The organism is Pseudomonas sp. 8 R 14, from assembly GCF_900005955.1.
GTDB lineage: Bacteria > Pseudomonadota > Gammaproteobacteria > Pseudomonadales > Pseudomonadaceae > Aquipseudomonas > Aquipseudomonas marginalis.
Genome location: NZ_CVTH01000058.1, coordinates 97,552 through 116,940 on the forward strand (window position 1 = coordinate 97,552; position 19,389 = coordinate 116,940).

Sequence of the window (19,389 nt, forward strand, 5' to 3'; positions counted from 1 at the left end):
CGCTTACAGCTCGTCGCGGTCGCGCAGGCTCAGCGGTTCGTCGACCTCGGGCACGGCGATTTCCAGGCCATTGGAGCGCTCCACTTGCTGTTCGGACAGTAGCCCCTCGTTCATCCAGAAGCCGTCCTTGTCCAGCACAAACAGCTTCCCGGTCCTGGCCACGCCCTTCAGGAACACGGTGGGATACACGTCGGGGCCGCCCACCAGGACCAGGCTTTCCTGCGCCGAATAACTGGGCAGGTACTTCAACAGCGCACCGGCCTGGCTCGACAGATAAAGACCCGGCGACGGCCGCGACAGCCCGCGCAACACCCTGATGAAATAACTCAGGAAGGTCGGCGCCACGAAATGACGCGTCAGGGCGATATCCTTCGGCGCCCGGCTGTCGGTGGCCGGCATGCTGTTGTAGAGCAGATGGACACCCGCAACCGCATATGGCTGCGGAAAATCCGGCAGGGGCGCTGGCGGCACCACCGGTTGTACAGGGCCCAGCGGCCCGCTGTAGAACAGGCGCAGAATCAGCGATTGGTCGGCCCCGGCCGCTACCGGTAAGGTAGCCAGGAACGACGTGCCCGCTGCGTTGGCGAGTATCGCCGAAAGATACTGTTTGCCCCGATATGGCGAAAGCTGGCGCCGGAGATAGCGCGCGGCATCATCCCCAGCGGAAAAAACCGGACCGCAGGCCGCACGCCAAGGCGGCACAAACACCTCATCGACACCGGGCTGCCAGAACGTATCGACACGATTGCGCGTGGTCCAGACCTCGCCTCGGACCAGCGTATCCAGGACCCCTTTGTCGAGCAGGCGATGGACGTAACTGAGCAGGGTCATCCGGCCCGCGCGCAACTGCTGCCGTGTTTCAAGCAGCGAGCCCCACGAATCCAGCTGCGCATCCGTGCCCAGGTATTGATACCTGAGCAGGGCACCGTCCGCGCATGACAGGTAAAACGTGAGTTGCTTGCCCCTGATGCCGTGAATCGAGAAGCGGATGCCGATGTCCATGTCCGTGGGCGAAAAAAATGCCTGGTGCAACGGATCCGTGGCCGGCGTGACGCTGTCGCTGCTGGCACACAGGTAGAAGCCTTCCAGCCCATAACCCTGGGGGAAAAGACCGTCGGGAAAGACTTGCGCAAAGTCACGATAGCTCTGGCGCACCAGCGGCATGCTGACCATGTAGTGCCCGTTTTTCTGCGATTTGAACACGTAGCCGAACTGCAGGTGTTCGCCATGCCGACGATGCTGATGGGCATACCGCACCGCGTCCTGCTCCTGGGTGAACAGCGGACTGAACGCCGGGTCTGCCAGTGCGTTCCGGATCGCCAATGGCGCGGGACGGTCGCTATTGACGATGAAGGCGCCAGTGATCCGGCGTGGCGTGCCCCACGTCGGGCTGCCCTCTACCACTCGCAAACTACCCGCATTGGCCAGGCGCGTGACAAATTCGCCAGGCGCCAGCACGGCATTGCGAATCTGACGCTCGAGCAGGTTTTCCAGGCGATCGAGTCGTGTCTCGTCGAGGGGCAAAAGCTGTTTTCTCAGCGCTTCTTCCAGCGCGGAGTGGCTGCGTGTGTAGCTCACCACACAGCCATCGGAACCCAGCAGGTACTCGCGGTTCAGGCGGGCGTCCTGGCCTGCGAGGGCCGATGAAATCACGCGGGTGGACAGCATGTTGCGATAGAGGCCGGCCTGCGCCAGTTCAAGTACGAAGGGCAACTCCCGCGCCGGGCTGGAACGGTAACGTGCAACCACCGTATGGGCCGCCGGGAAGCCACCGGTACTGACCACCTCATCCGGGAAAATCCACTTGGGGTCGAAGTCTTCCTGGGGCACCTTGAGCGGCTCGGTGGCGACAAACAGGCCATCGGGACGCTGCAGAATCAACCCGCCCAGCAGACCATTGCCCTGCAGCAGCGAACGGGCGTGCCGGGCCGCATCGTCCTGGGAATGAAAGGCCGGGCCCAGGCGACGGCGGATGAAGTTGGCGTAGGGTCGCCAGGCCACGCCACCCTGGCCCACCGCTCCCCGGCGGTCCCAGCACTGGCTGGTGTAGAGCACCCGCAGGTCCGCAGGCCGGGCGACCTGTGAGACATAGCGCTGGACGTCCAGCGTCCCGTTGTGCAGGTTCATCCCGGCGATGATCACGCCCGTGCCGTCGGTGGCCTCCTTGAGCAGGGAGGATGCCGGAGGTTGGTAGCGCAACAAGGCGCCATCGTGTGTCGACACATACACCGGCAGTATCGCAGTGGCTGCCGGACGCGGCAGATGCCGGGCATCCTGTTCGGCGCGCAGCAGCACCTCGGGGGTGATGAAGAACCGCGCCAGCCAGGCCTCGGGGGTGGGCAATCCCGCCGGCACCCATTGCTGCGAAAACAGCAGGCCGGCCAGCTCGAACCCCTTGGCGAATTCGCCACCGGCCAGATAACCGACGCCCCTGGAGGAGTCACTCAACCAACGCCCGCCGGAGGTGATCGCCAGCAGTTCACTGACCACAAACTCATCGCGCTGCGGATGCTTAAGGATGTACGCCGTACAGCGTTGTGCATCCAGGTTCCTGCCGTACCAGCGCACATGGGCATTGAGTGCCGCGGCATCGAGACTGTCGAAGATCGCGCCGAACGCCGGTGCCTGCAGATCCACTTCGGCGTAGTCGAAGTTGGGCGTCCAGTCGCTGTAGACCCTGCCACGCGGCCCCCACAGCGCGCTGCGCACCAGCACGCTCAGGGTGCCGGCATCGGCCAGCCGGGCGACGATGTCCACCGGTTTGAGCTGGCCGCTCTCCAGCCGTTCGAAATAGCCATGCTGGCCGGGCTCGCGCTGGGTATTGCTCAGTACCAGCAGCTCATTGGCAGAACCACTGGGGCGATAGCTGATCAGGTTATTCGGCGAACCGCTCAGATAGGCCGGCAGCCGCGATTCGATCACCGAACGGATCTCCACATCGGAGAACAGCGTGGCGTTGACTTCCAGGTCGGCCAGCGTCCAGCCAAGACGCCGTTGGCGTTCCAGGTCAGCCACGGATAACGCGGTATGCGAACTGTAGCGCGCATAGAGCTGATGGTCCGCAGGCGGCACCAGATAAGCGCTGCCGTTGGCAGGGCGCAGCAGGTCGGAGGCAAAGCCGTCGCCGGAAATGGCCACCGGCTCGGTGAACACAAATCGCCCATCGTCCCGCTTGAGGACATACCCGGCATAGGCATTGCTGCGGCGAACGCCGATGCGTTCATGGGCATGCCGCGCAGCGTCGTCCGCGGTCAGGAACATCCCGCTCAAGGGCCGCTCGCCGGAGCCAAGCGGCAAGTGCTCGCTGTCATACAACGGCCCGAGGGTGTTCCACAGGCCACCTTGCTGGACCACCGACAACTCCCCCGCGCGCATCACGCGGCGCACGAAATCCCGCGGCGACAATGTGCCGTCGAGCAAGGCCGCTTCATTGCCGTTGTCGGTCACGGTTTGTCCGTCGACGACAAACAGCTCGTTGGCAGACGAGGCACTCGGCACCTGCCAGTGCAGCAAAGCGTTATCAGCGGTGCGCAGATACAGCTTGAGACCGAGCGCGGCGATCTGCATACCGGCGCTGGCGATCGACTGTCTCATGGCATCCACCAGCACCGCCGGCGTAGCGAAACGCTTATAGAGCCATGCGTCCATGGGTGGCAGCCTCTGCGGCGCCTGTGCTGATTGGGCGTGATAGAGACCCACCAGGCGATAATTCGGCACCAGCCTTGGCTCACCGCGGTCCCCCACGGGAAACAGACTGTCCAGGGTCGTCCCCAACGGCGCCGGCAGCGTAGCGATGTAATTCGAGGTGGTACGGTGTTTCAGCACCACGCCCACCGCCGCCTGCCCCAGCAAGTCGACGCTGCTCAGGGCGACCAGCACCGCACTGTGCCCCATCGACAGCAGCGGGGTAAAAAACGGCAGGTCCTGCACCGAGGTAACAGGGCTGCCCAGGGTCCAGCCGTGCAGCACACGCCCCCGCACCCCACCCCAGACCTTGCTGCCCACCACAACCCGCAAGTCCCCGGCCTGCGCCAGGTTCCACACCGCCCCCTCGAACCCGGTGAGAGGCTGCGCCGGCTCGATCCCCGTCAACTGCCGCAACAGGGATTGTTCGGCCTGGGAACCGCTGCTCGTGTACTTGAGCAATGTGCCGTCAGGACCGGACAGATAATGCACCGGGGTGAAATCACGGTGGGACAGGGCAAACACCTGATCGGCATTCGAGAAGAAGCTGCCGGTCAGCTCGACCTGGTCCGGGTTGAAGCCCGGGTTGTAGCGCTCCACCTCGTCAGGCTCGGCCGGATAGGAACGGTAGAAGCCCTGGCATTCATAAGAGGGCGGAGCAATGAACTGGGCGCGATCATCCGTGGCCAGGAGGGTGAGGAAGTCGAACCGCGCGCCGGTGCTGACTTGCGGCTCGGTGGCAAAGAAATGCCCGCCAGGCTTTTTCAGGATGACCCCACCGAACTCACGCTCGCGTCGCGTCCCGATACGCCGGTGAGCCCAGAGCGCCGCATCATCCGCGGACACAAACGCCGGGCTCAAGGCCGGCAGAGTGGCCACGGCGGTCGCGCCGCTCGGCAGGGACGGCTCAGCGGCAAACGCTCGCCAGTGCCGGTCAATCACGCCAGGCGACCCCCATAGCGCATTGCCCAGGACCACCCGCAGGCGACTGACCCCAGCCAACTTGCGCACGCCTTCGGCAGGCGTATAGGTACCGTCCGCCAGGTCTCTGGCAATCAGGCTGCCGCCCGGCGCCGGCGCGAACAATCGCGTGAATGCGGCCTGGTCCGCCCCTTCCGGCTCCAGCACAAGCAGGCAGTCTGCCGCGCCAGAGAGGTAGCCCGGCACGCGCAGTTGATGAATCCTGTGGGCCTCGACATCAGTAAAGCCCTGGAAGTAGACGCTGGCATCGTCGCGGGTCCACTTCGTCTTGAAGTCGGCATCGAGGTTCCCCCATGACAACGCCATGTGCGAGCCGAACCAGGCGTGCAGTTGATAACCACCGGGCAACGCCAACTGTTTGCTGTAAGCGTCCCACGGATAGAACCCCTGGAACCCATAAGGGTTGGTGCCCGCCTGCAGCAATTGCGTCAGTACAAAGTGCTGGTCGGGGTGCTTCAGAATCAGCGCCACATAGGCGCGGTCACGGCGCTCGCCCACCTGCGCATGGGCAAACTGTGCGGCCTTGTCGGCCGACGAAAACGCCTGGCCGAGGCTGGCCTGCTTGAACGGGAAGCGTGCATAGGGCGTCCAGTTGTTCTCGACCACGCCTTCCACGTCCCACAGCGGGCTGGTCTGTTCGACGCTCAACTCACCGGCTTCGGCCACCTGCTTCACAAACTGGCGCGGGGTCAGGGTTCCCGCCGCGAGGGCCAGGTGAAGGCCGGGCTCATCGGTGGTGAACAATCGCGTTTCCGCCGGTGAGCCGCTGAACCGGTAGCGCAGCAAGGCATTGTCCTTGGTGCGCAGGTACAGCGAGATGCCCAGCACGGAGGGCGCCGTATGCATGTAGCGGCGGGCCGTGGCGATGTAGGCCGCCAGCTCCCGAGGGCTGAAGAACTGCTGGTACAGCCACGGTTCCACCGTCGGAAACTGCGCCGGTACCGGCCGCGACAGATAGAAGAAGCCCTGCAGGTGAAAGCCTTCCGGCAAGGGTGGCCCGCCCGCCAGCAAAGGCAGGTGGTTGTCGGTGGGCAACTGCTCGGCACTGCTGAGTACGAAGGGCTGGGTGGCGGCGAATTCATCGCGCAGCTCATGCTTGAGCAGCAGGGCCATCTGGCTGACATTCGGCATGCGCCGCATGCGCGCCTGCACGGCGTTGAGCGCCTGGGTGACCTCGGGATACACCGCCCCGCAGGCGATGGTGGGCTGGCCGCTGTTCAATGGCAGATAGGGCCGCCAGCGCTGATCGATGACACCGGGCACCCCGCCCCAGTCATCGCTGGCGACCAGCAACGACAAGCGGCCTACCGACGCCACTTTCTTGATAAAGCCTTCGAGCGTGCCATCGTGACCATCGGCGGGCACGGCCGTGCTGACGTCGTCGATCCAGTCGACAAACTTGCGTTCGGCCTCGGAAAAACCCGGCTGGTACTTGAGCAATACACCCTGGGGGCCCGACAAGTAGGCGGTGCCGAACGCACGCCCTTCGTAGTGGTTGAAGACCACATCGCGGGTGGAAAAAAAGCTGTTGAAGATACGCACCTGGCGATCCCGATAACCGGGATTGAGGGCCTTGAGCTGGGCAAACTGGTCAGGGTGAGAATGCACCCCGCCCACCAGTTTGTAGCCCGCAGGATCGAGGAACTCGTTCTGCGCCCCGCGCTCCAGCAACAGCGAAAAGTCGAACGTCGCCGCCTTGCCGGGAATCGGCTCGGTGGCAAACACTTTGCTATCGGCCAGGCGCTGGAGAATGACACTGCCGTACTCGCGATCGCGCTTGTCGCCAATGCGCTCGTGCACATAGCGTGCAGCATCGTCGGCACTGATAAACCCAGGGCTGAGGGTGTATCGAAGGCCCCTCGCTGCCGCGCGCTCCTCTCTGGATAAATGCTCTTGCATGACACTCCCTTGATCATGTTCGTCGTCGGTGCCCATGGGCACCGGGCTCGCACAACGCTTGCCATGCAGAAGCGTCCTCGCTTGAACCGCCAGCAGGGCGCTGCATAGTTATCGAGGCCCCCAGGCACTCTTTAGGCGCATCCCCTGCACCGCCAACGCCTGCACGCTCCGCATTGGTGCGCCAACGCCAGGCACCGGGCTCCAGCCCCCGCAAAACCGGGTGTTTGGCCATCGGGCACAGCCCTTGCTAGTACCCCTTCAGCGTTCACATCGGCCTATCAAAAAAAACTAAACGTTTACGGAGACCGCACCATGAAGCGTCGCAGCTTGATCAAGGCTTTCACCCTGTCCGCCTCCATTGTCGCCATGGGCCTGACCTGGACCGTGCAGGCCGCCGAGACCATCAAGGTCGGCATCCTGCACTCGCTCTCCGGGACCATGGCCATCTCCGAAACGTCCCTCAAAGACATGGCGCTGATGACCATCGACGAGATCAACGCCAAGGGCGGGGTGAACGGCAAGATGCTTGAGCCGGTGGTGGTGGACCCGGCGTCGAACTGGCCGTTATTCGCGGAAAAGGGCCGGCAGCTGCTGACCCAGGACAAGGTCGCCGTGGTGTTCGGCTGCTGGACCTCGGTGTCGCGCAAGTCGGTATTGCCGGTGTTCGAAGAGCTCAACGGCCTGCTGTTCTACCCGGTGCAATACGAGGGTGAAGAGATGTCGCCGAACGTGTTCTACACCGGTGCGGCGCCGAACCAGCAGGCGATCCCGGCGGTGGAATACCTGATGAGCGAAGAAGGCGGCAGCGCCAAGCGTTTCTTCCTGCTCGGCACCGACTATGTGTACCCGCGCACCACCAACAAGATCCTGCGCTCGTTCCTGCATTCCAAAGGCGTGGCGGACAAGGACATCGAAGAGGTCTACACCCCGTTCGGCCATGCCGATTACCAGACCATCGTCGCCAACATCAAGAAGTTCTCCGCCGGTGGCAAGACGGCGGTGATTTCCACCGTGAACGGCGACTCCAACGTGCCGTTCTACAAGGAGCTGGCCAACCAGGGTTTGAAGGCGACCGACGTACCGGTGGTGGCCTTCTCCGTGGGTGAAGAAGAACTGCGCGGCATCGACACCAAGCCGCTGGTGGGCAACCTCGCGGCCTGGAACTACTTCCAGTCAGTGGAGAACCCGGTGAACAAGAAGTTTGTCGCCGACTGGAAAGCCTACGCGAAGAAACACAACCTGCCGGGCGCGGACAAAGCGGTGACCAACGACCCTATGGAAGCCACCTACGTGGGCATCCACATGTGGGCGCAGGCAGCCGAGAAAGCCAAGTCCACCGACGTCGACAAAGTGCGCGAAGCCCTGGCCGGCCAGACCTTCGCCGCGCCGTCGGGCTTTACCCTGACCATGGACAAGACCAACCACCACTTGCACAAGCCGGTGATGATCGGCGAGATCCAGTCTGACGGGCAGTTCTCGGTGGTATGGCAGACCCAGGAGCCGATCCGGGCGCAGCCGTGGAGCCCGTACATTCCTGGCAATGACAAAAAGCCGGACTACGCGGTGAAGAGCAACTAAAGCCCGACCACAGGTCAACTGTGGGAGGGGGCAAGCCCCCTCCCACACTGTCCGCGCATGACTAGGACATTTGTTTATGCCCGCTGCCCTCAATCGCTATTTCCTGGCATGGCTGCTGTTACTGCCTTTGGCGGTACATGCCGGCGACGCCGAAGACTTCCTGGCCGCCAACCCGACGCAACAAGCCAAGCTCCTCCAGGACTGGGCCGCCCAGCCCGACCCGGCGCGCATCGAGTTGGTGGACGCCCTGCAACAAGGTCAGCTCACGCTCAACGGCGAGACCAAGACCGTGCGCCTGAACAACCGCCTGCGCGGCTTGATCGACAACGTGCAGGCCAGCCAGCAACTGCTCGCCGCCGACCCCAAGGTGCGCCTGGCCGCGGCACGCACCCTGCAAAAAAGCGCGCAACCTGCGCAACTCAAGTTTCTTGACCAGCAGGTCGCCGCCGAGACCAATGAGGACGTGCACACCGCCCTCAGCCTGGCCCTGGCCAACCTGCAACTGGTCGACACCGACCCGGCCGTGCGCCTCGCCGCCGTGCGTTTGCTCGGCAGTACCGGCGACCCGCTGGCCCGCACGCGCCTCGAAGCGCTGCTGGCGCCCGGGGTGGAAACCGACGCCGCCGTGCACACCGCCGCCGAGACCAGCCTGGCACAGGTCAAACGAAAACTGATGATGGGTGAGATCCTCGGCCAGGCCTTCAGCGGCATGTCCCTGGGCTCGATCCTGCTGCTGGCGGCCCTGGGCCTGGCGATCACCTTCGGCCTGCTCGGTGTGATCAACATGGCCCACGGCGAGATGCTGATGCTCGGCGCCTACTCCACCTATGTGGTGCAGCTGCTGATGCAGCGCTACGTGCCGGCGGCCATCGAGTTCTACCCGCTGATCGCGCTGCCGGTGGCGTTCTTCGTCACCGCCGCCATCGGCATGGCCCTGGAACGTACGGTGATTCGTCACCTGTACGGGCGCCCGCTGGAAACCCTGCTCGCCACCTGGGGCATCAGCCTGATGCTGATCCAACTGGTGCGCCTGGTGTTCGGCGCGCAGAACGTCGAGGTCTCCAACCCTGCGTGGTTGTCCGGCGGGATCCAGGTGCTGCCCAACCTGGTGCTGCCGTACAACCGCATCGTGATCATCGCCTTCGCACTGTTTGTGGTGGTGCTGACGTGGCTGCTGCTGAACAAGACCCGCCTGGGCCTCAACGTGCGCGCCGTCACCCAGAACCGCAACATGGCCGCCTGCTGCGGCGTGCCCACCGGGCGTGTGGACATGCTCGCCTTTGGCCTGGGCTCCGGCATCGCCGGGCTTGGCGGGGTGGCGCTGAGCCAGATCGGCAACGTCGGTCCGGACCTGGGCCAGAGCTATATCATCGACTCGTTCCTGGTGGTGGTGCTCGGCGGTGTCGGCCAGTTGGCCGGTAGCGTCATGGCGGCGTTTGGCTTGGGTATCGCCAACAAGATCCTGGAACCACAGATCGGTGCCGTGCTCGGCAAGATCCTGATCCTCGCGCTGATCATTCTGTTTATCCAGAAACGCCCGCAGGGACTCTTCGCACTGAAAGGACGGGTGATCGACTGATGAACCAGCCATTGATGCTTACGGCCACGCAAAAGGCCGGCCCCCAGGTGACGATTGCAGTCGGCGCGGTGGTGCTGTTGCTGCTGCTGGCCCTGCCGTTGTGTTCGCTGCTGTCGCCGGAAAACCCGCTGCATGTATCGGCCTACACCCTGACACTGGTGGGCAAGATCCTCTGCTACGCCATTGTCGCCCTGGCCCTGGACCTGGTGTGGGGCTACGCGGGGATGTTGTCCCTGGGTCACGGCCTGTTCTTTGCCCTCGGCGGCTATGCCATGGGCATGTACCTGATGCGCCAGGCTTCCGGCGATGAGCTGCCGGCGTTCATGACGTTTTTGTCGTGGACCGAATTGCCCTGGTATTGGGTCGGCACCGAGCACTTCCTCTGGGCCCTGTGCCTGGTGGTGCTGGCGCCGGGCGTGCTGGCGCTGGTGTTCGGTTTTTTCGCCTTTCGCTCGCGGATCAAGGGCGTGTATTTCTCGATCATGACCCAGGCGCTGACCTTTGCCGGGATGCTGTTGTTCTTTCGCAACGAGACCGGGTTCGGCGGCAATAACGGCTTCACCAACTTCCGCAGCATCCTCGGTTTCGGCATCACCGAACCGGGCACGCGGGCGGTGCTGTTCGTGGCCACGGTGGTGCTGCTGGTGGCGAGCCTGTACATCGGCTGGCGCCTGGCCCGGAGCAAGTTCGGCCGGGTGCTGACCGCCCTGCGCGATGCCGAGAACCGCCTGATGTTCTGCGGCTACGACCCGCGCGGCTTCAAGCTGTTCGTGTGGGTGCTGAGCGCGGTGCTGTGCGGCCTGGCAGGCGCCTTGTACGTGCCGCAGGTGGGCATCATCAACCCGAGTGAAATGTCGCCGACCAACTCCATCGAAGCCGCCGTGTGGGTGGCCCTGGGCGGGCGTGGCACGCTGATCGGGCCGTTGCTTGGCGCCGGCGTGGTCAACGGCATGAAGAGCTGGTTCACCGTGGCCTTCCCGGAGTACTGGCTGTTCTTCCTCGGGGCGCTGTTCATCATCGTCACCCTGTACCTGCCCAAGGGCGTTATCGGGCTGTTGAAGAAATGAGGAACGTCATGCTCGAACCTATTTTCGATGCGGGCAGCGGCCGCGATGCCATCGGCATCGGCCAGGCCGCAGGCACCGGCCTGAACACCCGCCACGGCACCATCCTGACCCTGGAAGATATCAGCGTCAGCTTCGATGGGTTCAAGGCGCTCAACGACTTGAACCTGTACATCGGCGTCGGTGAATTGCGCTGCATCATCGGCCCCAACGGCGCGGGCAAGACCACCCTGATGGACGTGATCACCGGCAAGACCCGGCCCAGCCACGGCAAGGCCTGGTTTGGCGAAACCCTCGACTTGACCAGCATGAGCGAAGTGCAGATCGCCCAGGCCGGCATCGGCCGCAAGTTCCAGAAACCCACGGTGTTCGAAGCCCTGAGCGTGTTCGAAAACCTGGAGCTGGCGCAGAAGACCGACAAGTCGGTGTGGGCCAGCCTGCGTGCGCGCCTGAGCGGCGAGCAAAAGGATGGAATCGACGAAGTGCTCGACACCATCCGCCTCACCGCCTCCGTGCATCGGCCCGCCGGCTTGCTCTCCCACGGCCAGAAGCAGTTCCTGGAAATCGGCATGCTGCTGATGCAAGACCCGCAACTGTTGCTGCTGGACGAACCGGTGGCGGGCATGACCGACGCCGAGACCGAATTCACCGCCGAACTGTTCAAACGCCTGGCGGGCAAGCATTCGTTGATGGTGGTGGAACACGACATGGGGTTTGTCGGCTCGATTGCCGACCACGTGACCGTGTTGCACCAGGGCAGCGTGCTGGCCGAAGGGTCGCTGGAACAGGTGCAGGAAAATGAGCGGGTGATCGAGGTGTACCTCGGTCGCTAAGGAGAACTGAACATGCTGCAAGTCGACAAGCTGCACCAGTACTACGGCGGTAGCCACATCCTGCGCGGTCTGTCCTTTGACGTGAAGATCGGCGAAGTCACCTGCCTGCTCGGGCGTAACGGCGTGGGCAAGACCACCCTGCTCAAATGCCTGATGGGTTTGCTGCCGGCCAAGGAAGGCGCGGTGAACTGGGAGGGCAAGGCCATCACCGGCTTCAAGCCGCACCAGCGGGTGCACGCAGGGATCGCCTATGTGCCCCAGGGCCGGGAGATTTTCGGGCGGCTGACGGTGGAGGAAAATCTGCTGATGGGGCTGTCGCGTTTCCCCGGTGCCGAAGCCAAGGAAGTGCCGGCGTTTATCTATGAACTGTTCCCGGTTTTGCTGCAAATGAAGCACCGGCGCGGCGGCGACCTGTCCGGCGGCCAGCAGCAACAGTTGGCCATCGGCCGCGCCCTGGCCAGCCGCCCGCGCCTGTTGATCCTCGATGAGCCCACCGAAGGCATCCAGCCCTCGGTGATCAAGGAGATCGGCGCCGTGATCAAGAAGCTCGCGGCGCGCGGCGATATGGCGATCCTGTTGGTGGAGCAGTTCTACGACTTTGCCGCCGAGCTGGCCGACCAGTACCTGGTGATGTCGCGCGGTGAAATCGTGCAGCAGGGCCGTGGTGAAAATATGGAGAGTGAGGGTGTGCGCGGTTTGGTTACCATCTAACCTGTAGCGTCCTGACGATAAGCACAAGAAACCATGAACCTGCCCGTTTCCCCTGCCCTGTTCACCCCCAGCTGGCACGCCGAGCTGGACCTCGGCTACGCGCGTTTCGGCGACACCACGCGCCCGGTGATGCGCCGTCACCTTGGCCCGCTGCGGGTGCAAAAGCACCTGTATGCCGAAGGCCCCGAGGTGTGCCAGCACATCATCGTGCACCCGCCTGGCGGGATTGCCGGCGGTGACCGCCTGGACATCCGCGCCCATGTCGCCGAGGGTGCGTGGGCGCAATTGACCAGCCCCGGCGCGGCGAAGTGGTATCGCGCCAGCGGCCCGGCGTATCAGCAACTTGATCTCACCGTGGAGGCCGGCGCGACCCTGGAATGGCTGCCCCAGGAAACCATTGTGTTCAGCGCCGCCCAGGCCGAACTCAGCACCCGCATCGACCTGCACGGCGATGCCCGGCTGTTCTACTGGGACGTGATCGCCCTGGGGCGTCCGGCCAGTGGCGAGCGCTTCGACCTGGGCCACTTTCAATCGCACCTGGATATCCGCCGCGACGGCCAGTTGCTCTGGCACGAGCGCCAGCGCATTGTGGGCGCCGATGGCCTGCTCGACTCGCCCATCGGCCTGGACGGCCAACCGGTGTTCGCCACCCTGCTGGTGACCGGCGATATCGAGCCCGAATTACTCGAACACTGCCGCGCCCTGCCCCACGCCGTGCGCGGCGACCTGACCCAACTGCCCGGTTTGCTGGTCGCCCGCTGCCTGGCCAGTGAAGCGCTGCTGGCGCGGGGGTGGTTGATTGATTTATGGAAACTGTTACGCCCGGCGGTGCTAGGACGGGAAGCAGTCTCACCACGAATATGGAGCACATGAAGATCAAAATGTGGGAGGGGGCTTGCTCCCGATGGCGGTGGGTCAGTGAAAGATGTATTGCCTGACACCCCCCATCGGGGGCAAGCCCCCTCCCACACTTGATCTCTGTTGTATTTAAGAATGCATTCTTTGAAGGACCTTGAACCATGGACCTGACCCCACGGGAAAAAGACAAACTGCTGATCTTCACCGCAGGCCTAGTGGCCGAACGGCGCCTGGCGCGCGGTGTGAAGCTCAACTACCCGGAAACCATCGCCTATATCTCCGCAGCCTTGATGGAAGGCGCCCGCGATGGCCGCACCGTGGCCGACCTGATGCACTACGGCACCACCCTGCTCAGCCGTGAACAGGTGATGGAAGGCATCCCGGAAATGATCCCGGACATCCAGGTGGAAGCCACCTTCCCCGACGGCACCAAGCTGGTGACCGTCCACCAACCCATCGCGTGAGGCACGGCCATGATTCGTGATGCAACCGAGCAAGACCTGCCGGCGATCCGCGACATCTACAACGACGCGGTACTCAACACCACGGCGATCTGGAACGAACAACTGGTGGATCTCGGCAACCGCCAGGCCTGGCTCAGTGCACGCCAGGCCCAGGGCTATCCGATTCTGGTGGCGACCGAAAATGAGCAAGTGATCGGCTATGCCTCGTTCGGCGATTGGCGCGCGTTCGAAGGCTACCGCTACAGCGTCGAACACTCGGTGTATGTACGCAACGACCAGCGCGGCAAGGGCCTTGGCCCACGGCTGATGCAGGCCCTGATCGAACGCGCCAGAACCTGTGGCAAGCATGTGATGGTGGCGGCCATCGAAAGCGGCAACCTGGCCTCGATCCGCCTGCATGAACGCCTGGGGTTCGTCACCACCGGGCAAATGCCCCAAGTGGGCATCAAGTTCGGCCGCTGGCTGGACCTGACCTTTATGCAACTGACATTGAATCCGGGCGCGCAACCGCCCAAGGAGTGAGTTCGATGAACGCCGCGCAACTGCGTCGAGTCAATGCTGAAAGTTTTGCCCACTACCGTCGGGGCCTGATCGAGCTGTTGCTGGATGCGGTCAAGCACGGTGCGTCGGTGGGTTTCATGGCCGACTTCGATGAAGCCCAGGCCCGTGCCTATCTGGACGGGGTACAGGCGAGCATTGAAGACGCCAGCCTGTTGCTGTGGGTGGTGGTGCGCGATGAGCAGGTGATCGCCAGCGTGCAGTTGGCGCTGTGCCAGAAAGCCAACGGCCTGAACCGCGCCGAAGTGCAAAAGCTGCTGGTGCACAGCAACGCGCGGCGCCACGGCCTGGGCCAACAATTGATGAACACCCTGGAACTCGCCGCGCGCCAGCACAAGCGCGGCCTGCTGTACCTGGACACCGAAGCCGGCTCGCCTGCCGAAGCCTTCTACCAGTCGCTGCGCTACACCAAGATCGGTGAACTGCCCGACTACTGCCAAAGCCCGGACGGGCGCTATAGCCCGACCGCCATCTACTTCAAGACCCTGGGGCAACCTGCATGATTCCTGGCGAATATCAGATCCAGCCTGGCGAGATCGAACTCAACGTCGGCCGACGCACCGTCACCCTCAGTGTGGCCAACAGCGGCGACCGGCCGATCCAGGTGGGTTCGCACTACCATTTTTTCGAGACCAATGATGCGCTGACATTTGACCGCCCATTGAGCCGCGGCATGCGCCTGAATATTCCGGCGGGCACGGCGGTGCGGTTCGAGCCGGGGCAGAGCCGTGAGGTCGAGCTGGTGGATTTGAGCGGCGGGCGGCGGGTGTTCGGGTTTGCCGGGCGGATCATGGGCGACCTTTAGGGCCTCATCGGGGGCAAGCCCCCTCCCACAGGGGAACGCATTCCAAAGGTGGTAGGGGGCTTGCCCCCGATAGCGATTTCACATTCAACACAAATATTTCAGGGCACACACATGAAAATCAGCCGCCAAGCCTACGCCGACATGTACGGCCCCACCGTCGGTGACAAGGTCCGCCTGGCCGACACCGAGCTGTTCGTCGAAGTCGAGCAGGACTTCACCGTCTACGGCGAAGAAGTGAAATTCGGCGGCGGCAAAGTGATCCGCGACGGCCAGGGCCAGAGCCAATTGCTCGCCCATGAAGTCGTCGACACCCTGATCACCAACGCGCTGATCATCGACCACTGGGGCATCGTCAAGGCCGACGTCGGCTTGAAGAACGGCCGCATCCACGCGATCGGCAAGGCCGGTAACCCGGATATCCAGCCCGGCGTGACCATGGCCATCGGCGCCAGCACCGAAGTGATCGCCGGCGAAGGCATGATCCTCACCGCCGGCGGCATCGACTCCCACGTGCATTTCATCTGCCCGCAGCAGATCGAAGAGGCGCTGACCAGCGGTGTCACCACCATGATCGGCGGCGGCACCGGGCCGGCCACCGGCACCAACGCCACCACCTGCACCTCCGGGCCCTGGCACCTGGCGCGCATGCTGCAGGCCAGCGACTCGTTCCCGATGAACATCGGGTTTACCGGCAAGGGCAACGCCAGCTTGCCCGAGCCGTTGATCGAACAGGTCAAGGCCGGCGCCATCGGCTTGAAGCTGCACGAAGACTGGGGCACCACGCCCGCCAGCATCGACAACTGCCTTAGCGTCGCCGACCAGTACGACGTACAGGTGGCGATCCACAGCGACACCCTCAACGAATCCGGTTTTGTCGAAACCACCCTGGCCGCGCTCAAGGGCCGCACCATCCACACCTACCACACCGAAGGTGCCGGCGGCGGCCACGCGCCGGACATCATCAAGGCCTGCGGCTTTCCCAACGTGCTGCCCAGCTCCACCAACCCGACAAGGCCGTTCACGCGCAACACCATCGACGAGCACCTGGACATGTTGATGGTCTGCCATCACCTGGACCCGAGTATTGCCGAAGACGTGGCCTTCGCCGAAAGCCGCATCCGCCGCGAGACCATCGCCGCCGAAGACATCCTGCACGACCTCGGCGCGTTCTCGATGATCAGCTCCGACAGCCAGGCCATGGGCCGCGTCGGTGAAGTGATCACGCGCACCTGGCAGACCGCCGACAAGATGAAGAAACAGCGCGGCGCCCTGCCCGGTGACGGCCCGGGCAACGACAACTTCCGCGCCAAGCGCTACATCGCCAAGTACACCATCAACCCGGCGATTACCCATGGCATCAGCCATATCGTCGGTTCCATCGAAGTGGGCAAGTGGGCTGACCTGGTGCTGTGGCGTCCGGCGTTTTTCGGCATCAAGCCGACCCTGATCCTAAAGGGCGGCGCGATTGCGTCCAGCCTGATGGGCGATGCCAATGCGTCGATCCCCACCCCGCAGCCGGTGCACTACCGCCCGATGTTCGCCAGTTTCGGCAGCTCATTGCATGCCACCAGCCTGACGTTTATCAGCCAGGCGGCGCTGGACGCAGGCTTGCCGCAAGCCCTGGGTTTGAAGAAGCAGATTGGGGTGGTGAAGGGCTGTCGCGACGTGCAGAAAACCGACCTGATCCACAACGATTACCTGCCGGACATCGAGGTGGACCCACAGACCTATCAGGTCAAGGCCGACGGGGTGCTGCTGTGGTGTGAACCGGCGGATGTGTTGCCGATGGCGCAGCGGTATTTCCTGTTCTGACTTGAAACCTGTGGTGAGGGAGCTTGTGCCCTCACCACAAATCCCCTTAGAACTGCTCGCGCGGATTGAACGCGGCTTTTTTGGCCAGCTCCTGCCACAACGCTTTCACGCCGTCATCGCCTGCCGGTGGCATCACCGCCTTGAGCTGCACGTACAGGAAGCCGCGCTGCCCGGCCTTGTTCAGCAAACCATGGCCCTTGGCGCGCATGCGCTGGCCGTTCTGGCTGCCGGCCGGCACCTTGAGGTTGATCTTGCCGGTCAGGGTCGGCACGGCCACTTCCGCGCCCAGCGCCAATTCCCATGGTGCCAGCGGCAGGTTGATGATCAGGTTTTCGCCATCCACTTCGAACTTGGGGTGCGGCGCAAACTTGACGATCAGGTACAGGTCACCGTTGGCCCCGCCGCCAACACCCGGTGCGCCCTGGCCTTTGAGGCGAATACGCTCACCGTCGGCGACACCGGCGGGGATCTTCACGTTCAGGCTCTTGGTGGTGTTGCTGACATGCCGGCCCGAGGCGTCGTATTGCGGCACCTGGAAGCTGATCTGCTTGGACTCGGTGGACAGTGTCTCTTCGAGGAACACCGACAGCTGCATCTCCACGTCCTGGCCTTTACGCCCGGTTGGACGACGCTGGCCGCCACCGAAGGCATCGCCACGCCCGCCAAAGATCGAGCTGAAGAAGTCGGAAAAATCCTCGGTGCCCTGGCCACCGCCAAACCCGCCACGGCTCTGCCAGCCTGGCGGGCCCTGGAACGGCTGGCCATGCTGGCCGTATTTGCGCAACTCGTCATATTCGGCACGCTTGTCGGCGCTTTTAAGCGCTTCATAGGCTTCGGACGCGTCCTTGAACTTGGCTTCGGCGTCTTTTTCCTTGCTTACGTCCGGGTGATATTTGCGCGCGAGCTTGCGATAGGCAGCCTTGATTTCCTTGTCATCGGCGCTCGGCTCGACACCCAGAATCTTGTAGTAGTCTTTGAAATCCATCGGCGGTTCACCATCCTTAATCGAGATCGCACAGCCCGGGGCACAACGTGCGCTGGTTTGCACCTGTTGAGTCTTGTGGCCTGGGGGTGCGTCAAAGTGTTATCGGCGCTTGCCGTATGCACCAGATGTGGGGGCGAATGCCGAACTTTCAAGCACGATTTAACGGATGGTCGGCCTACGCATCCGCCCTCGACTGGCATACACTGCGCGGCCGTTTTTCAACCGGAACCCGATAGACATGAAAAACCCATCCCCAGCCCGTGCCTGCGGTATCGACTTCGGCACGTCCAACTCCACCGTCGGCTGGATCCGCCCCGGCATGGAAACGCTTATCGCGCTGGAGGACGACAAGATCACCCTGCCGTCGGTGGTGTTCTTCAACTTCGAGGAGCGCCGCCCGGTCTACGGTCGCCTGGCCCTGCACGAATACCTGGAGAACTACGAAGGCCGGCTGATGCGCTCGCTCAAGAGCCTGCTGGGTTCCAAGTTGATCAAGCACGACACCAGCGTCTTGGGCACGGCGATGCCGTTCACCGACCTGCTGGCGCTGTTTATCGGCCAACTCAAGAGCCGCGCCGAAGCCACCGCCGGCCGCGAGTTCGAAGAAGTGGTGCTGGGCCGCCCGGTGTTTTTCGTCGATGACGACCCGATGGCCGACCAGGAGGCCGAAAACACCCTGGTCGACGTGGCGCGCAAGATCGGTTTCAAGGACATCTCGTTCCAGTACGAACCGATTGCCGCCGCGTTCGACTACGAATCCACCATCGAGAAGGAAGAGCTGGTACTGATCGTCGACATCGGCGGTGGTACGTCAGACTTTTCGCTGGTGCGCCTCTCCCCGGAGCGCCGCCACAACGACAACCGCCAGGACGACATCCTCGCCACCGGCGGCGTGCACATCGGCGGGACCGACTTCGACAAGCAACTGTCCCTGGCCGGCATCATGCCGCTGTTCGGCTACGGCAGCCGCATGAAAAGCGGCGCCTACATGCCCACCAGCCACCACATGAACCTGGCGACCTGGCACACCATCAACTCGGTGTACTCGCAGAAATCCCAGCTGGCCCTGGGCAGCATGCGCTATGACATCGAAGACACCGGCGGCATCGACCGCCTGTTCAAGCTGATCGAACAGCGCGCCGGGCACTGGCTGGCCATGGAAGTGGAAGAGACCAAGATCCAGCTCACCCACGAAGACAACCGCCACGTGCTGCTGGACCGCGTTGAGCCGGGGTTGAGCGTGGACCTGAGCCGCGCACTGTTCGAGTCGGCCATCGATGGCTTGCTGGAGCGCGTGCGCAACAGCGTGACGCAGTTGCTCACCGATGCTTCGGTGGCGGTGGCCCAGGTGGACACGGTGTTCTTTACCGGCGGTTCCAGCGGCATCCCGGCGCTGCGCCACAGCATCTCGGCCATGCTGCCGAATGCGCGGCATGTGGAGGGGAATATCTTCGGCAGTATCGGCAGTGGTTTGGCAATTGAGGCGAGCAAGCGGTACGGATCTTAAGCGGCAAGCGTTGAGCTGCAAGCTGCAAGTAAAAGCAAATCTGCTCCTGCTTGCAGCTTGAAGCTTGTCAC

At 63.4% G+C, this 19,389-nt stretch carries 14 protein-coding genes; 12 read left to right on the forward strand and 2 right to left on the reverse strand.

Translation table 11 applies throughout. The annotated features are described in order from the left end of the window. Nucleotides 1-3: 3 nt before the first annotated feature. A complete protein-coding gene (locus BFQ01_RS12950; RefSeq protein ID WP_176718750.1) occupies nt 4-6,564 on the reverse strand; it encodes a DUF4329 domain-containing protein in 6,561 nt (2,186 codons plus the stop codon). Between the two features lie 312 nt (nt 6,565-6,876). Here BFQ01_RS12950 and urtA point away from each other — a divergent pair, with 312 nt between their 5' ends. From urtA to ureC, 11 genes are all read left to right on the forward strand, one after another. Next, entirely contained in the window at nt 6,877-8,142 is a 1,266-nt protein-coding gene (urtA, locus tag BFQ01_RS12955; RefSeq protein WP_027607732.1) for an urea ABC transporter substrate-binding protein, read from the forward strand. Nucleotides 8,143-8,218: 76 nt separating this feature from the next. Continuing rightward, nucleotides 8,219-9,721, forward strand: coding sequence for an urea ABC transporter permease subunit UrtB (gene urtB, locus BFQ01_RS12960; protein ID WP_065925586.1), 1,503 nt, complete (start codon nt 8,219-8,221; stop codon nt 9,719-9,721). Continuing rightward, entirely contained in the window at nt 9,721-10,788 is a 1,068-nt protein-coding gene (gene urtC, locus BFQ01_RS12965) for an urea ABC transporter permease subunit UrtC (protein WP_065925587.1), read from the forward strand. The genes urtB and urtC overlap by 1 nt, the downstream gene beginning before the upstream one ends. Continuing rightward, a complete protein-coding gene (urtD, locus tag BFQ01_RS12970; RefSeq protein ID WP_174562753.1) occupies nt 10,785-11,618 on the forward strand; it encodes an urea ABC transporter ATP-binding protein UrtD in 834 nt (277 codons plus the stop codon). Before urtC ends, urtD begins: the two co-directional genes overlap by 4 nt. A 12-nt stretch (nt 11,619-11,630) precedes the next feature. Further along, a complete protein-coding gene (urtE, locus tag BFQ01_RS12975) occupies nt 11,631-12,329 on the forward strand; it encodes an urea ABC transporter ATP-binding subunit UrtE (RefSeq protein WP_016972546.1) in 699 nt (232 codons plus the stop codon). Nucleotides 12,330-12,362: 33 nt separating this feature from the next. Next, nucleotides 12,363-13,202 carry an urease accessory protein UreD gene (locus BFQ01_RS12980; protein ID WP_027607727.1) on the forward strand — a complete coding sequence of 280 codons (840 nt, stop codon included), beginning with the start codon at nt 12,363-12,365 and terminating at the stop codon, nt 13,200-13,202. A gap of 146 nt (nt 13,203-13,348) precedes the next feature. After that, nucleotides 13,349-13,651 (forward strand): urease subunit gamma, encoded by a 303-nt coding sequence (gene ureA, locus BFQ01_RS12985; protein ID WP_003171437.1) that lies wholly within the window; start codon nt 13,349-13,351, stop codon nt 13,649-13,651. A gap of 9 nt (nt 13,652-13,660) precedes the next feature. After that, nucleotides 13,661-14,173, forward strand: coding sequence for a GNAT family N-acetyltransferase (locus tag BFQ01_RS12990; RefSeq protein ID WP_065925589.1), 513 nt, complete (start codon nt 13,661-13,663; stop codon nt 14,171-14,173). Between the two features lie 5 nt (nt 14,174-14,178). Next, nucleotides 14,179-14,712 carry a GNAT family N-acetyltransferase gene (locus BFQ01_RS12995; protein WP_027607725.1) on the forward strand — a complete coding sequence of 178 codons (534 nt, stop codon included), beginning with the start codon at nt 14,179-14,181 and terminating at the stop codon, nt 14,710-14,712. Further along, nucleotides 14,709-15,014, forward strand: coding sequence for an urease subunit beta (locus BFQ01_RS13000; protein WP_027607724.1), 306 nt, complete (start codon nt 14,709-14,711; stop codon nt 15,012-15,014). Before BFQ01_RS12995 ends, BFQ01_RS13000 begins: the two co-directional genes overlap by 4 nt. A gap of 111 nt (nt 15,015-15,125) precedes the next feature. After that, the gene (gene ureC / locus BFQ01_RS13005; RefSeq protein ID WP_065925590.1) at nt 15,126-16,826 is read left to right on the forward strand and encodes an urease subunit alpha; all 1,701 of its coding nucleotides are present in this window, start codon (nt 15,126-15,128) and stop codon (nt 16,824-16,826) included. Nucleotides 16,827-16,872: 46 nt separating this feature from the next. Here ureC and BFQ01_RS13010 read toward each other — a convergent pair whose 3' ends face one another. Next, nucleotides 16,873-17,811, reverse strand: coding sequence for a DnaJ C-terminal domain-containing protein (locus BFQ01_RS13010; protein ID WP_065925591.1), 939 nt, complete (start codon nt 17,809-17,811; stop codon nt 16,873-16,875). 238 nt (nt 17,812-18,049) lie between these two features. Here BFQ01_RS13010 and BFQ01_RS13015 point away from each other — a divergent pair, with 238 nt between their 5' ends. Further along, entirely contained in the window at nt 18,050-19,318 is a 1,269-nt protein-coding gene (locus tag BFQ01_RS13015; protein ID WP_065925592.1) for an Hsp70 family protein, read from the forward strand. Nucleotides 19,319-19,389 lie beyond the last annotated feature (71 nt).

Excerpts from the sequence above, each read along its gene's own strand:
- BFQ01_RS12950 (WP_176718750.1), bottom strand. The coding sequence starts at position 6,564 with ATGCAAGAGCATTTATCCAGAGAGGAGCGCGCGGCAGCGAGGGGCCTT.
- urtA (WP_027607732.1), top strand. The coding sequence starts at position 6,877 with ATGAAGCGTCGCAGCTTGATCAAGGCTTTCACCCTGTCCGCCTCCATT.
- urtB (WP_065925586.1), top strand. The coding sequence starts at position 8,219 with ATGCCCGCTGCCCTCAATCGCTATTTCCTGGCATGGCTGCTGTTACTG.
- urtC (WP_065925587.1), top strand. The coding sequence starts at position 9,721 with ATGAACCAGCCATTGATGCTTACGGCCACGCAAAAGGCCGGCCCCCAG.
- urtD (WP_174562753.1), top strand. The coding sequence starts at position 10,785 with ATGAGGAACGTCATGCTCGAACCTATTTTCGATGCGGGCAGCGGCCGC.
- urtE (WP_016972546.1), top strand. The coding sequence starts at position 11,631 with ATGCTGCAAGTCGACAAGCTGCACCAGTACTACGGCGGTAGCCACATC.
- BFQ01_RS12980 (WP_027607727.1), top strand. The coding sequence starts at position 12,363 with ATGAACCTGCCCGTTTCCCCTGCCCTGTTCACCCCCAGCTGGCACGCC.
- ureA (WP_003171437.1), top strand. The coding sequence starts at position 13,349 with ATGGACCTGACCCCACGGGAAAAAGACAAACTGCTGATCTTCACCGCA.
- BFQ01_RS12990 (WP_065925589.1), top strand. The coding sequence starts at position 13,661 with ATGATTCGTGATGCAACCGAGCAAGACCTGCCGGCGATCCGCGACATC.
- BFQ01_RS12995 (WP_027607725.1), top strand. The coding sequence starts at position 14,179 with ATGAACGCCGCGCAACTGCGTCGAGTCAATGCTGAAAGTTTTGCCCAC.
- BFQ01_RS13000 (WP_027607724.1), top strand. The coding sequence starts at position 14,709 with ATGATTCCTGGCGAATATCAGATCCAGCCTGGCGAGATCGAACTCAAC.
- ureC (WP_065925590.1), top strand. The coding sequence starts at position 15,126 with ATGAAAATCAGCCGCCAAGCCTACGCCGACATGTACGGCCCCACCGTC.
- BFQ01_RS13010 (WP_065925591.1), bottom strand. The coding sequence starts at position 17,811 with ATGGATTTCAAAGACTACTACAAGATTCTGGGTGTCGAGCCGAGCGCC.
- BFQ01_RS13015 (WP_065925592.1), top strand. The coding sequence starts at position 18,050 with ATGAAAAACCCATCCCCAGCCCGTGCCTGCGGTATCGACTTCGGCACG.